General features: G+C 36.7%; 15 protein-coding genes and 1 tRNA gene. 2 read left to right on the top strand and 14 right to left on the bottom strand.

Features of this window, described 5'->3' with window-relative positions:
- Window positions 1-178 precede the first annotated feature (178 nt).
- The 6 genes from AKG39_RS04625 to AKG39_RS04605 all read right to left on the bottom strand — a co-directional run bounded on the left by AKG39_RS04625 (window position 179) and on the right by AKG39_RS04605 (window position 5,272).
- Window positions 179-2,209: an NACHT domain-containing protein gene (locus tag AKG39_RS04625; protein WP_050739189.1), complete on the bottom strand. Its 2,031-nt coding sequence runs from the start codon at window positions 2,207-2,209 to the stop codon at window positions 179-181.
- Window positions 2,210-2,495: 286 nt separating this feature from the next.
- Window positions 2,496-3,374 carry a hypothetical protein gene (locus AKG39_RS04620; protein ID WP_050739188.1) on the bottom strand — a complete coding sequence of 293 codons (879 nt, stop codon included), beginning with the start codon at window positions 3,372-3,374 and terminating at the stop codon, window positions 2,496-2,498.
- A 125-nt stretch (window positions 3,375-3,499) separates the two neighbouring features.
- Window positions 3,500-3,706, bottom strand: coding sequence for a DUF1492 domain-containing protein (locus AKG39_RS19270; protein WP_278277918.1), 207 nt, complete (start codon window positions 3,704-3,706; stop codon window positions 3,500-3,502).
- 18 nt (window positions 3,707-3,724) lie between these two features.
- Window positions 3,725-3,931: a hypothetical protein gene (locus tag AKG39_RS04615; protein ID WP_050739187.1), complete on the bottom strand. Its 207-nt coding sequence runs from the start codon at window positions 3,929-3,931 to the stop codon at window positions 3,725-3,727.
- A gap of 313 nt (window positions 3,932-4,244) precedes the next feature.
- Entirely contained in the window at window positions 4,245-4,649 is a 405-nt protein-coding gene (locus AKG39_RS04610) for a hypothetical protein (RefSeq protein ID WP_050739186.1), read from the bottom strand.
- Between the two features lie 248 nt (window positions 4,650-4,897).
- Complete coding sequence (locus AKG39_RS04605) at window positions 4,898-5,272, bottom strand: RusA family crossover junction endodeoxyribonuclease (RefSeq protein ID WP_050739185.1); 375 nt, start codon at window positions 5,270-5,272, stop codon at window positions 4,898-4,900.
- Between the two features lie 96 nt (window positions 5,273-5,368).
- On the opposite strand from AKG39_RS04605, the gene AKG39_RS04600 reads away from it, so the two are divergent.
- Window positions 5,369-5,632: an integrase core domain-containing protein gene (locus AKG39_RS04600; RefSeq protein ID WP_160316142.1), complete on the top strand. Its 264-nt coding sequence runs from the start codon at window positions 5,369-5,371 to the stop codon at window positions 5,630-5,632.
- Between the two features lie 201 nt (window positions 5,633-5,833).
- On the opposite strand, the gene AKG39_RS04595 is transcribed toward AKG39_RS04600, so the two are convergent.
- Window positions 5,834-6,682 (bottom strand): tyrosine-type recombinase/integrase, encoded by an 849-nt coding sequence (locus AKG39_RS04595; protein ID WP_050739183.1) that lies wholly within the window; start codon window positions 6,680-6,682, stop codon window positions 5,834-5,836.
- Window positions 6,683-6,806: 124 nt separating this feature from the next.
- On the opposite strand from AKG39_RS04595, the gene AKG39_RS19675 reads away from it, so the two are divergent.
- Entirely contained in the window at window positions 6,807-6,995 is a 189-nt protein-coding gene (locus AKG39_RS19675; protein ID WP_115028246.1) for a tyrosine-type recombinase/integrase, read from the top strand.
- Window positions 6,996-7,056: 61 nt separating this feature from the next.
- On the opposite strand, the gene AKG39_RS04590 is transcribed toward AKG39_RS19675, so the two are convergent.
- The 7 genes from AKG39_RS04590 to AKG39_RS04560 form a co-directional block, all read right to left on the bottom strand.
- Window positions 7,057-7,142 (bottom strand) — tRNA-Leu (locus AKG39_RS04590).
- 82 nt (window positions 7,143-7,224) lie between these two features.
- Window positions 7,225-7,494 (bottom strand): DUF1294 domain-containing protein, encoded by a 270-nt coding sequence (locus AKG39_RS04585; protein ID WP_050739182.1) that lies wholly within the window; start codon window positions 7,492-7,494, stop codon window positions 7,225-7,227.
- Window positions 7,495-7,510: 16 nt separating this feature from the next.
- Window positions 7,511-8,200, bottom strand: a complete 690-nt coding sequence (locus tag AKG39_RS04580) for a GntR family transcriptional regulator (RefSeq protein WP_050739181.1) — start codon at window positions 8,198-8,200, stop codon at window positions 7,511-7,513.
- An 8-nt stretch (window positions 8,201-8,208) separates the two neighbouring features.
- The gene (locus tag AKG39_RS04575) at window positions 8,209-8,886 is read right to left on the bottom strand and encodes a GntR family transcriptional regulator (protein ID WP_278277917.1); all 678 of its coding nucleotides are present in this window, start codon (window positions 8,884-8,886) and stop codon (window positions 8,209-8,211) included.
- 16 nt (window positions 8,887-8,902) lie between these two features.
- Window positions 8,903-9,583 carry a cobalamin B12-binding domain-containing protein gene (locus AKG39_RS04570; protein ID WP_050739179.1) on the bottom strand — a complete coding sequence of 227 codons (681 nt, stop codon included), beginning with the start codon at window positions 9,581-9,583 and terminating at the stop codon, window positions 8,903-8,905.
- Complete coding sequence (locus AKG39_RS04565; RefSeq protein ID WP_050739178.1) at window positions 9,567-10,940, bottom strand: trimethylamine methyltransferase family protein; 1,374 nt, start codon at window positions 10,938-10,940, stop codon at window positions 9,567-9,569. Before AKG39_RS04565 ends, AKG39_RS04570 begins: the two co-directional genes overlap by 17 nt.
- Before the next feature lie 202 nt (window positions 10,941-11,142).
- Complete coding sequence (locus AKG39_RS04560) at window positions 11,143-14,085, bottom strand: methyl-accepting chemotaxis protein (protein WP_050739177.1); 2,943 nt, start codon at window positions 14,083-14,085, stop codon at window positions 11,143-11,145.
- Window positions 14,086-14,128: the final 43 nt, after the last annotated feature.

Here is a 14,128-nt window from a genome sequence, read left to right as displayed (position 1 = left end):
AATTTTACTTGACAATCAACAAAACTGACATCGTATTTTTCAGCAATATCCTTATACTTCATCCCGTTATTATAATCTTTAAATGCCTTATCTCTTAAGTCTTCACTCAATTCACCTCACCTCATTTGTCGTTTCGTTTCGTGGTATTAAAAAAGACACCTCCAGGTGTCTTTTATGATTAATTGTTTAAAAAAGCTGCTATTCCTGCTTTTTCGGATTCTTCTTTTTCTTCGAGATCATCAATAAATTTTTTGCATTTGTCAAAATCTAAAAAATACTTTTCAAAGAAATTATCAAATAATGTAATTATCATGAATATCGAATCGAAAACATGAGGAATTTCGCCGTAGAGGTATATTTCATTAGTTATATCATCATTAACTTCAAAAATTTTTTCAAAATCAAAAAACATTTTATCGCTCAATTCTCTAAAAGTGAATTGTTTAGGCTTGTAAGTAGTATATATATCAAGACTTTTATCTTTAATTAGTTTTAATAACAGCCCATCATTGAATGTCTCCAAAATGAAAACATCTATAGTTTTTCTGTCAAATAATCTCATGTAGTGTGAAAAATTTGAATCGCTATATTTCTTTCTCTCCCTTTTTTCTTTAAAGTATTCACTTGTATCAAATTCTGTTTGAGTTTTGTTTCTATATTCCAGTTGAAAATCTACGCTAACCAAACTTTCAAGACTTTTCAAAATCTTCAACATATTTTCATCTAGTTTCTTAAATCGAGGATCTAGATATTTGGTTTCATATATATTTAAAAATTTGCTGAGAAATGGCACTATTATATGTTTGCTAAATGTTTCCACATCTAAATCAATATAAAAATCCAAAAGATTTGCATACTTTTTAATAGCATTATTGTCAAACGTCATTTTTTTCAAAATTTCAATTTTACTTTTTGTATCTGTATCATAGCATATGTATGAAGCGGCAAAATACTCCATGAATGACTTATGAACCCATTTAAAAATTCTTCCTTCTCTATGAAATATAGGCACATTTTTGGTCAAATCTTCAATTAAATCAGTAGCCTTTAAATTATGGAATAGCGGTTGCATAATTACAACTTCAATCACATTAGATAACTCATCATATGTAAATTCGAATTCACCCATGCAAAGTGTTCTCCAACTTAATGCTCGCACAAATTTTTTAAAATCACAGATATCTAGATTAGATTTTTTTTCATGAATATATGCACCGCCTTTTGTAAGATCATGATCATTGAAAAGAGCTTCAAAAACCGTATCATAAAAAACCACTTTTTTGCAAGGTATTTCTTCGCGATACTCAAATGTTTTGTAAAGAAGTGACACCATTAGAGGATTAGATAAAAACTCTTTCAAACTTTCAAATCGCTCATCATTTGAAATTCTATTTATTAATCTCTCTGATCGTTCACCGCTGTTATCATACCTTTTAAGTAGAGAAAAAGCTTCTATACGATTTAATGGTTTTATATTAAATCTATAAAAGCCTTCAAAAGAATCTAATACATTCTCATCTCTTGAAGTTAAAAGAAAATATGTGTTAGGGACTTGCTTTATAAATTTCTGTAATATTTCCGTAATCCTCACTTTTCCTTTTTCTCTTATTTCATCATATCCGTCCAAGAAAATTAAAAACTGATCGTCTAAAACCAGCTTTTTTATTTGTTCTTTTGTGGCATTTCCATTAAAAAAATTAATCTCTGAAGTAATTAAATCTAAGAGCTCAATATCTTGCGTCAACTTCCTTAATTCAATCGAGATTGGTATTGGCGCACCTTTTTCTAAAGCTGTTAACATCAAAAATTTAACTATTGTGGATTTTCCCATCCCCGCTTTATCAACTATCATTAGTTTTGGAAAATTTTTGAAAATTTGTTCTAGATCAAATTTTTCTTCAAGATAGAAATTTTTTTTATGATCATCCGTTTTAATAATTGTCAACGGTACATATAATTCTTTTAAAAATTTGGGGGTGCCCTTGAAAACAATTGTATTCATATACGAATTTGCTTCATAGCTTTTTTCAAAATACATAATAATTGAATTTAGAGTTTCATCTTTTTCTTTCTTATCTTTAATAATATTTTTTATATTTGGTTCAAGGTTTTTTCCAATTTGGGAACCAATTTTCACTGCCGTTGGCAATAAATTTTTAATTGATTCAATACTATCTGGATCTATATTTCCTATCACTTCATTTAACACAAGATACCCCTCACATGGTTTTTTAGCATAATTATAAACCTGCATGAGTTAAAATACAATAAAATGTGGCTCAATTCGGAACTTTCCACATTTTAAATTATAATCTTTATTTTTCCGACATTCCACGACATCATATTTTTACATGCTCCAGCGCCTGATCCTGTAACCTCTGGATCTACAGTGAGCAATAAAAAATTTATACAACCATTACACTACCTTTCATTCATCGATTTTATTACATTAAAAAGGCACCATCTAGGTGCCATAAGTTTTTAAGCACTCTTGATTATTCTTTTATTTCCATTATTTCTTTATGGAGTTTCTCGTTCTCCTCGATTAATTCTTTTACTGATTTTTTATCTACAGAACTAAGAATTTTATCAAAAACTAATTTACCCCATACCGTCATTAGTATAATCACTACAGACAAACCCAAATCAAACATAAGTTTATTATAATGCACACCTATATAACTTGTTAAACCTACTATACTACTGATGTCACTTGTTATAATAAGTGACAATACAACTCCAAGAACCGCTGAAGCAATTATTGACCTTGTATTGTTTACATCAGCTAATCCGTTTTCCTTAGCTTTTACTAATCTTTTATTTTCTCTAATTTCTTTCTCTTTTAAATATATATTTTTTTCATCAGAATCACATTTCTCAACATTTTTTTCTGAAATTCCTATTCCTCCGTGCAATTCGTTCAAAATTTGATCTTCATTACATTCATTTTTATCATTAATCTCTTTGGGCTCTTGATCTCTTTCCTTTAGAACAATATCAATACACTCAATTTTCAACTCCACTTCTAATAACTTAATCAAATTTTGTCTATCTTCTTTTCTATTAATCATCGAAATAATCAAAACTAAGAAAGCCAATAATATAAGAGAAGTTTTTAGACTTCTTAAAAATTCATCATCGGGTAAAATGCTAGCTATTGCTAAAAATATTGCAATGATAGTTAGAATTTTTCCAAAAAAAACTTCGCCAGAATTACTTTGAACAAGTTTCATTTCAACAATATTAGAAATTTTATTCTTTTCAAGTTCACTTAACTCTGTCTTTCTATATTCATCCAAATATCCCTTTTTCTTAGAAGTGTAATCACCAAAATCTTTTAGAACTTTCTCTTGTTGTTTTTTTATTGAATTCATTCTACCCTCACACATTTTCTTTTAATTATAAAGCCAAATAAGTTAAATTGCAAGAAATGTTGCGACAAATTCGGGAATGTCAATATTTAAAATTGCAAAATTTATTTCCCTGACATTTCATAGAATTATGTTTCCAAAAGATCCAGCGCCTGATCCTGCAACCGCTGGATCTGCCGTGAGCAGTAATCCAACCTAATAGCAATCTCATCCACATCCAGGCATTCGATGTAGGTCAGCTGCAATACCGTCCGCAATTTTGGCATTTTTACCGTATCGAGAAACGCTTTAATTCTGATCCGTTCCCTGACACATTCCTCAATCTCTGCACGGATTTGTTTCTGCAGGGGTTCTCAGTCCGCAATATGATCCCCTGCATCCAAACTTTCCCCACCACGTGGCATATCAGAAATAACACTCGCTGTTTTTGTAGCTTTAGCCATTCGCCTCTCAAGTTCTCTTTCCAGGCTATCAGCAATTTCAAGCTGGTATTCATACCCTCTTAGTATTTCATCTTTTACTTTATCTTTCGGCCTGCAAATTGTTTTCCCTTTTGACATTCGCTTCCCCCATGTTAAAATTATTTAATGAGCAACTTGGGGCGAAAGCTCCTTTTTTTATGTCTATTTTTCATTATTCTCTCTATAAGCTTTTGCATACCATCCCCATACCACACCGATTGCCACCGCCAATAATATAGCCATGATATCAAACGGCATCCTGCACCTTCTTCCCCTGGAACAGCTTGCACTCTTTCAATCTATGCGCCGTGGCCGATGCTGAGCAATTTTTCTTAAAGAATTTATGATAATACTGACAGTCCGACTTCTTGCAGTGGTCTTGCTTTTTAATTTTCATATCCCCTCCACTAAATTAACCCAGCAAACTTACTTGCTGATCCATATAATTTTCTTCAATATATTTTTCTGCAAATTTAATGCACTCCTGTTGTTGTTTAAACGATTTTGACAACACAATCGACATTGGCCGGATCACTATTTCCCCATCGCGATCATTTGCGCCAAACAATAAACCATCGCTGAAATAAACATTGTTTAAATATCCGATCGGTCCAACTCGATATCGCCTACCTTTTAAAAATCTCCTAACCAGTGAATTAGGGCTTATTGATTTTTTCCGCTTAACCCACTGCTCAGTTGATTCCAACTGATATCTCCATCCATCATCTAATTTTATTTGATGCACTTGGTATCGCTTACCGTTATGGATGAAATAGGGCTCCATTCCGGATTCGTGTTTGAATTTTACTTTTCGCATAAGATAATCATTTCCTTTGAGGAACAAAGCTTATTTGTTTTCCATCGTCTTTGTTCTCGTAATTAATACAAACAATCACAGCTTTAATAATTGGCCCCCATGCGTTACATTCATAATTATGTCTTGCGCATGTAACACATAGATTCTGGTTTTCTTTGAGTCACATATTCATTGTTTTCCCTTCCCGCAAACAAAAATACAAAGATAAATATTCCCGCCGTAATTCCAGCAACCATAACATTTAAGTTTCATTCCACCTCTACAATCTCAACTAATACCCCTGGTTTTTCCTTATCGATCTCAAAGCGATCCTCAAACCCAACAATATTATTCCATCCATCGTTTTTTAAAACACCAGCCTGAACTAGCGCATCTTGAACATATTTTTTTGCACTGGCAATATTATCTTTGTCGCGTTTCTTGTTTTCTTCAACCCACGTATATCTTATATAAACGGATTTTTCGATTTTTAGGTTTTTCAGCATACTTTTTATGCAAATGAAAATGTAGTAATCAGTTTCCTTTTTAAATTTCGCTCCAACTTGCTTGTTTTTCCTGTTCTCATTGATCAATTCATTCAGTACTGGGCAACTTTCCGGGAATGAAGAAGGAATAAACGCCATCACAAAAACTATTCATTTCTCAACCTCCATCCTCAAAAACTGGATCTTCATTCAGATCGCGGCACGCAATTTACCAGCAAATCATTTCGGAATGCGTTGAAAAAAGCAAATGCCGTTCAAAGCATGAGCAGTACCGGCCGCTGCTATGATAATGCCCGGATGGAGAGCTTTTTCGCAACACTGAAAAAGGAGAAACTCTATAAAATTGTTACAAAAAACATGTTGATGACTGAGGTAAAAACGATTGTCTATCGCTATCTTCATTATTACAATCGACGGCGAATTTACAGTACGAATGGCGGGTATCCACCGCTGACTTACCGCGAGCTCTTTTATGTAAATCAACAACAAGCTGCATAGTAGATTAAGGTACTTATGATTGTTTTCAGCCCATGGCGGTATTCATCATCGAAGGATGTCTAAATTATTCCTTGCTGGTTTAGACTGAACTGTTATTGACAATTCCAATTGGTTTATGTTGTGAAAGAAAAAGATACCTGCTTTCGGTGTGATGACGCTCTGTTATCAGATAATCATAGATGGCATTACCAATAACTGCTGTTAAAGGAAGCTCAAGAGCAAACGCTGTTTCTGCTGTCTGATAAAGATTAAATCCCTGTCCCAGTCAATGGAGTCAAGTGTCATTCCAGCAATATCACAGCCACGTAATCCGGTGTAAAGTGCAAGCATCCCGATCGCTTTATCACAGAGCGTCAGCGTATTTTCACCAGCCAGCACTTCCTTAATTTTCCGGATTTCTTCCAATGTAAGATACTGTATGTTTTTTCTGGTTTCCCTTAAGGCTGGAAGAAAAGTCAGAATCCGATGGCATATTTCCTGATGATCAGGGGGACACACTTTCAATACTGCAGCAATGTTTTTCTTGTAAGAATAGCTCCGCAGCAGTTTTTCATCAGGTGATATGAATATGGAAAGCACGGCTTCTTCTGAAATTTCAACGAGGCTATCGATTCCTTTTTTCTGGAGGTATAAGAAAAATGTGGATGCATTATGAGATTCTGTATAAATGGTGGTAACTTTTTTGCCGTGTTTCTTTTCCGCTTCATAATAATAGTCAATGACGGCTTTGAATTCCGGGGCTAGTAACGAATAGGCACCCCTTTTGAAAAGCTCATGTCTGCGTCTTCCATTCGGGTATCTTTTATGTACATCGAACTGCTCAATAGCTCCGATAATCGTCCGTTTATTACGGAGATAATCAGGAGAATCCGATGTTTTTGTATACTCCAGATACACGTCTGTATAGCAGGACCAATCCTTTGAATCAGCAAGGACCAGAATTTTTTTAAGCTCTCTTTTGAACCTGTCAACATAGGCTTTTGAGTAGCCATTGCTTTCCATGCAGGAAATAAGTTTGGGATAATTATCCCGTAGATTCTGTACATTCATTAGTATGACCTCCTGTTCATTTGATAAGAAGAGCATATAATAAAAGAAATAAAATCCAAACCTTTTTTCATTAAAGCCCTTATGTATCAGGCATATTTGAAAAAGGTTTGGATTTTATTTAGGTTTGGATTTCTTACGACATACCTATGCGGTTTTATCCATCCAGGCTGGTATTGATATAAAGACAGTACAGGAGAGTTTAGACCATCACTCAGCAGCCTTTACCTTGGATCAGTATGCATTCGTAACCGATGGAATGAGGCGGTCAGGAGCGGAGAAATTTGAAAAATATGACAATTTATATGTCAAATGACAGAAATAGGATTTTTTGCATTAAAAAAACGGCCATTTAATGCCGTTTTTAAATTTCATAGTGGTGCGAGAAACGGGGGTCGAACCCGTACGCCTTTTGGGCACACGCCTCTGAAACGTGCTTGTCTGCCAGTTCCAACACTCTCGCATACCACTCATTTCTGAGTACCACTATAGATTACAGTTTTTTTCATAAATTGTCAAGGTGTTCCTCACTTTTTTTGTGATTTTTAAAAAAACTTCCAGTAAAGGAAGGCACCAATTCCAATTTGGAGTACAAGTATACACGGCAACCCGATATAAAACTTGGGATGTTTAGTTTTATGATGAAAATTTCGCATCCCAAAAATGCCGCCCAAACTTCCGCCAACGGCACTGAAGCCTAATAAGGTTTTTTCAGAAAAGCGCTGACCCGGTTTTTTAGACCTTTTCTTGTCATTCCAAAATAATAAAAAAGTGATCAGGTTGACAACAACCAAATATATTAATAAATAAATCATACTTTCAGTTCCTTTGCTATTTATAATAAGACTTCCCTTTTACATCAACGTTTTCTCCTGCTACGTATAGAACCCTTCTTCCAATCGGCTGATTCCCCAGGGTGCTGTAATGGGTAATGAAACATAACATCGGAATACTCTCGTTAATTGAAAGACGCTGACAAATATATTTATTGGGAAAATCCATTGTAATTTCAAGTGTTTTCACAACCTCAAAGCCATTAATAATTTTCATCATCTGGCTGAGATTTTTTTCAGTTTTTTCTTGAATGCGATCTAAACTATAGTGTCCTCCCAGGAACAATGCATCGATGGTATAACATACCGGCATGGCATCTGTATAATACAAGGTTTTTATTTCCAAGGTTTTTATTTCGTGATGGTACCCCTTAACCTTTGAAAATGTCAGATGGATATCCTCAGTGACGGCATTCGTTATTTCTTCGTTGATGTTGCCTTCCAAACTAAAATTAATTAGAAAAAGGTCTTTTTCCTGTTCCTTAACAAATGTTCCAATCCGCTCAATTGAGCTAAGATAACCTTTGTTCACAAGGATCGCAATGCTTTTGCGAACCGTTACAGTACTGGTTTTATAGGTTTTAGCCAATTCCTGATTGGTTGGCAACTTTTCCTGCGGCTTTAGGATTCCCTTATTAATTTTGCCAAGAATATCATTAACAATTTGATCGCAAATTTTCGCTTTCATTTATACTCCTATCCATTAAGGGAATCCCCGTGAATACGACACCATTCTTTTTTAATATAAAGACGTCGCATCCCCATTGGTTCTTCATCATCCGATATTTCCTGGGTTATTTGAAGCACCGGCGTATTCACTTGTATTCCCAATACTTTTGCCACTTCTTCACTGCTGGTCACCGCGGTGATACTCATTTTCTCTTGTAATTGAAAGATGGTATTTTTTTGAGAAAGTATTTCACTTAAACTGGTGTACTCAAAATCATCATTCCAAACCGTGATCCCCGGAAAGTATGGAATATAATGAATATCGTAGGCAATCGGTGTCTCTTCGTAAAAAAGCACCCAACGAATATAAACAACCCTGGCATCCGGTGCCACTCGCAGGCGATAGACTAAATCTATGGTAGGTTTAATAATTTCGGAGCCAAGCATTTCTACCCGTTGAAATGGTTTTTTTAAAAGATTCACGGTTTTCAAAGATAGTAGAAATTTATCGTTTTTGTTATCAAGAACATAGTTGCCTTTTCCTGGGATTGAATAAATATAACCATCATCAATCAGGCTTGAAAGTGCATTTCGGATGGTGATGCGACTCACCCCAAACTCATCTGCCAATGTATTCTCCGGAGGAATCTGCATATTAACCGGATAAATTTCTTTTTGAATTTTTGTTTTAATTATTTCGGAAATTTCATCATATTTGTTGCTAATTAGATTCCCCTCCCTTGTTCAACCAACTTTTGCACTGTTTGACTCCTTCATAGACATCATGCGCATAGGCGTCTACCCCGGTATATTCAATAGCTTGGCGATGGGTTGACAATCCACCAACGATAATCTTAACCTGATCTCGCAGTCCCGCAATCACTAAATCATCATTCACACCTTTTATATATTTAACCCCTTCGGCGAGAATGGAACTGATTGCAATAATATCGGGTTTTAACCGTATGGTCTCGCTCACTATCTCTTGTGCGGTAATATTAATCCCCATATCTTCCACTCGAAAACCAGACATCAGGGCGGCACTTTTAAAAATTGATTTGCCAATATCGTGTAGATCACGCTCGATGGTGCAAAGCAAAATAGTGCCAATTGTTTCCTCTGCCCCATTATTTATTAGTTTAAGACTGGGCAATTTTAAAACTTCTTCAAAGATAATACCTGCCATCATTAAATCAGTGACACCATATTCTCCTTCTTCAAATAAATAACCAATTTGGTCTAAACCTAATTGAATCGCTTCAATAATCTGAGCCTGACTGGCACCTTCTCGAATGGCATAATTCACCAGTTTCATGACTTTTTTTTCTTCAATCTTCTTTACTGCTTCCACAATGCCATCAAGAGTTGCGGGGTTTTTCATGGTATTAATCGATGTATTCATCTGGTAAATAACCTCTTATTATTTCTTTTTGATTCTTTGACTGGTGTGGCAATTTATAATTCTCTAAGCGTTTTTCAATCTCCGCATCGGTTTTTTTCAACGTTTCTTCCATTGTCTTCCCTTCGCCAAACCCATGGTGTGAATATTCTTTGCGGATGAGCTTTAGATTTGTTGAAGAAATGAAATTTCCGGTGGATCCGGTTCGCAGTATTTCATCCATCATCAGGGTTACATCATTTATTTCAAAACCTTTTTTATAATCTTTAAGGCCATGGTACATCCACTCATCTAAAATATATTTATTGTAATTAATGGTTTTTAGTGAATCCTCCATACCAAAGCTATGCATGAGGCAATCGACCTCCGCCAGCAAACAAGATAAGAGATTCAGACAACTTTCATACCCACTTTGATAATCTAAATGCTTTGCATCCGTAAAGGTTCCACCGGCTCTAAATGGCATATTATAATAATCTGACATGCCTTTGGCTGCCAGGGTAAATAATGCTGCCGCTGAATTGCCGACAAGGGTTTCCGCTTTATAAGGATCCACACCGAAAAGAGGCAGACCATAGACAACGGGCAATCCCGGTTTTAGTATTTGTGAAAATACAATGCCACTGAGAATCGCGGCATTGGCCAACAACAAGTTGCCGCCATGGGTTGGCGGCGCCGTTAAACCACTCAAACCACTGCCGCAGGCAATCATCAGTGGCTGATTTTCTTCGCAGTGAACCATAATGGCCTCTGAGGTTGAATCCCCCATGATCAGTGGTGCTGAGATATTAACATTTCCCAAAGCAACATAATCATCACTGATATCCCGATATCTTTTGATCATTTCTATCGATCTTTCGGCATTTTCTCGGCTTCCAACCAGGGATAGACTTGGTTTGTCCGAATACTTCAGCACCATCGCCATCCGAAATAGATCCCGATGCTCCAAAGGAACATCAAAGGGTTCCAATGAATACGGGCAAGACATATTTATATGCTCATTGGCATGATTTAATTTTGTGAAGTTAATATAATCGTCCCTTGTTCCCAATCTAATCTGGTCATTTCTGGAAACATAGGTTCCACCATAGGGCGGCATCGTACAAATATCACCTTTACCGATTACCACCCGATGCTGATTTCCATAGATTGAAAAATGATTAGGGAGCGTTTTCAGACTTTCTTCAACCATCCTCGCATCAATATAGACCTGATGCCCATCGATTTTTGCTCCCGCTTTTTTGAAAACATCCACGGCGGCATTGGAAAGGACAGTTAATCCCATGGTTGCTAATATTTTTAGTGACTGTTCATGGACAAGCTCAGATTCTTTTTTGGAAATACTCAGAGTTAATTTCACAACACAATTCACCTCCTTGATTCGTCGAAATAATACTGAATTATACCATAAAAAAGCGTGATTGGTTATAATTCAAAGCAGATCATTTCATTTTAACATTAAAATTCATAACAGTATATTTTAAACTAAAAGAAACCACATTTAAAAAAATGTGATTTCTCTGATTATCGATTGAATAGGTCATAAATATCTTGAAAAGAATTTACTTACTACCCTTAAGTTTAAATGCACTCACCATTTTTTTAAACATTTCGGCTTGAATAGAAAGTTCTTCACTGGCTGCGGCACTTTCTTCAGCAGTTGCAGCATTGGTCTGTACAACTTGTGAAACTTGTTCAATGCCTTTTGTGATTTGTACAATTTCCGATGCCTGATCGTTGGTTGCCTGGGCAATATTTCCAACAAGCCCAGCCACTTTTTCAATTTCGTTTAATATTTCTTTTAAACCCATCGCGGTTTCACTTGCAATCTTCGTTCCAATTTTGACTTTGCCAATGGAGCCCTCAATAAGACCGATTGTTTCCTCTGCTGCTTCGGCACTACGCGCTGCCAGACTTCGAACCTCTTCTGCGACTACTGCAAAGCCTTTTCCATGTTGTCCTGCCCGAGCCGCTTCCACTGCTGCATTGAGTGCTAAGATATTGGTTTGGAAAGCAATATCATCAATTACCTTAATGATTTTAGAGATATTATTAGAGGAATCATTAATTTCGGCCATGGCTAAAATCATTTTTTCCATTTGCTCATTCCCCACTTCAGCACTTGTGCGAACTTCAATGGCCCGTTCATTGGCTTCATTGGCGTTTATAGCATTTCGTTTGGTTTCTCCAGCGACCTCTTCAATGGAGGCGGTCAATTCTTCAATAGCGCTGGCTTGTTCGGTTGTTCCCTGTGCTAAAGCTTGTCCGCCATCAGAAATTTGTCTGGCACCTGTTTCAACCTGTCCGGCTGCAACATTAATCTCAGTCATAGTGTCACTGAGACTGGTGGTAATGTTGTTTAGGTCTGTCTTTATCGCCTGAAAATCCCCAAGATATGCGGTTGTGATTTCCTGATCCAGATTCTTCTGCCCGATTGCTCGGAGTTTACCAGTGATTTCGTCCACATAGCGTTTAAGAAAAACAATGGTTTGATTTAGATCTCTTTTTATTTGGTCGTGACCCCCGCGATAATTTCCTGTCATCATGGTATTAAGATTACCTGCCGACAATTCATTTAGAATAATTGAAGCTTCCTGAATTGGGGCAGTGACTGCGTCAAGGGTTTCGTTAAAGCCCATGATGACTCTGGCAAATTCTCCCGGGAATTTCCTTGCATCCCCTCGATGATCGAGGTTCCCTTCAACTGCGACCTGTGCCATTTCATCTGTTTCATTGACGAGCATGGCGATGTTTTCAATCATCCCGATAAGACTTGGTACCAATACATCATTTTCGCTGCGTTTACCCACTTCTTTTAGTTCTTCCAAGTCTCGCAGTTCACCTTTGGCAATATTATTGGCAACATTCACAATTGCCAGAAGTTGGCTATGAACGCTGTTAATTGATTTTCCGATCTCTCCATAAATCCCTAAATAGTTTCCTTCGACCTTTTGGGATAAATCATTTTTTCGCATCAGACTAAGAACCTGATTACCTTCTTTTAAGGCTTCTAATCCATCGATACAGGAATTAATACTCTCCTTAAGCCCGTTGTAATCGCCTTTATATGTTTCAATAATTTTGGCCGGGATATCGCCATTACCAATGCGTTCAACATAATTACCCGCCATATGAAGAGGTTTAACCACTGCCTCCAGGGTATCATTGAGTCCCTCCATGATTTCCCGATAACCACCGTTAAAGGCATTAACATCAACGCGAATATCGAGTTGTCCTTCCACAGCAGCCTCAGAAAGCATGGTAGCTTCGGCAATCAAACTTCTGAGAGATTCAATGGTCTGGATCAATGCCGGTCTAATTTCATCCTGAGCATCCTTTGGCTTTATATCAGCTGAAAGATCCCCATCGGATATCTGCTTCATCGTCCCAATCACCACATCTTGAAGCTCCCCTGCAAAACGATCCATGGAACCTGCCATTTCACCAATTTCGTCTTTGTTTTCCATATTTAAGCGCAATCCCAAATGTCCCATGCTCATTTCTGTAATCATATGCTTAATTCGTAAAATGGATTGAGTCATTGATGATGAAGTTCTTTGTAGGATAAATCCAAGGATCAGAAATACAATCAATCCGGCAAGGGCAATCAGCATGATATTTGTTGAAATAGCCGCCTTTACCGAGGTCATGGAATAGCCAATATCCATGGCACCAACTATTTCCCCATCGATCTCAATAGGGTACAAAACTTCATAAACATCCTGGTTCTCAACCTCATAAAAATACTCATATGCGCTTGACTTGCCTTCAATCACAACATCCTGAACACTCTGGAAATCTGCAAAGCTCGCACCGATGAGATCCGGATTACTATGTGCCACAGCTTTTAAATCTTTGTCGATAAAAGCGGCGTAAACAATGCTGTCATCTGAAGAAAATCCATCGATTAAATCTTGATAGCCGAATTTTTCCATGAGTTCGAGTGCTCGATCTGCCGATACTCCGGCCTGAACAAACTCCCCTGTAACCGTTTTTATATAGCCATATTTAAAACTTTTATCACTATCCGTATTTTGCCTGATTTCCTCCATAAATTCAGTGTCGCCACTGGTCATAAACTTATCAATGGGATCCCCTGGGGTAGCTTTCCATCCCACGTATTCGCCATTGACAGCATTGATTATTTCACCGGAAGGATTATACCAGTAAATTTTATCAATTCCCGATTGTTGCGAAAGTGCGGTAAGATAGGGATCACTGATACTCCCTCGATTGCCGATTACGATATTGCTCATGCTCCTAATTTGCGTTTCAAGCATATCGTTCACTGTACTAAGAGCCTCAGAATTATCTGCGAGTCTTTCTACGAATTGCTGGGATGCCGAAAACCCACTTTCTCTCATTTCATTCAGCAAACTTTCTCTTGTTAAATAAGACGATAGTCCACCGATTACTAAAACACCGATTAACACACACACCAATGGAATAATCAATAGTCTTACTTTAATTGATCGCCATTTAACATTGCGGCCATTTTTATTCAAGCTTTTATCCTCATTTCAGCATTTTTATAAGATTGCAGGGCTA

The sequence above is a fragment of the Acetobacterium bakii genome (genome assembly GCF_001263355.1).
GTDB classification, from domain to species: Bacteria; Bacillota; Clostridia; order Eubacteriales; family Eubacteriaceae; genus Acetobacterium; species Acetobacterium bakii.
The sequence above is the reverse complement of the archived record's forward strand: the minus strand, read 5'-3'. Positions and strand labels throughout refer to the sequence as shown.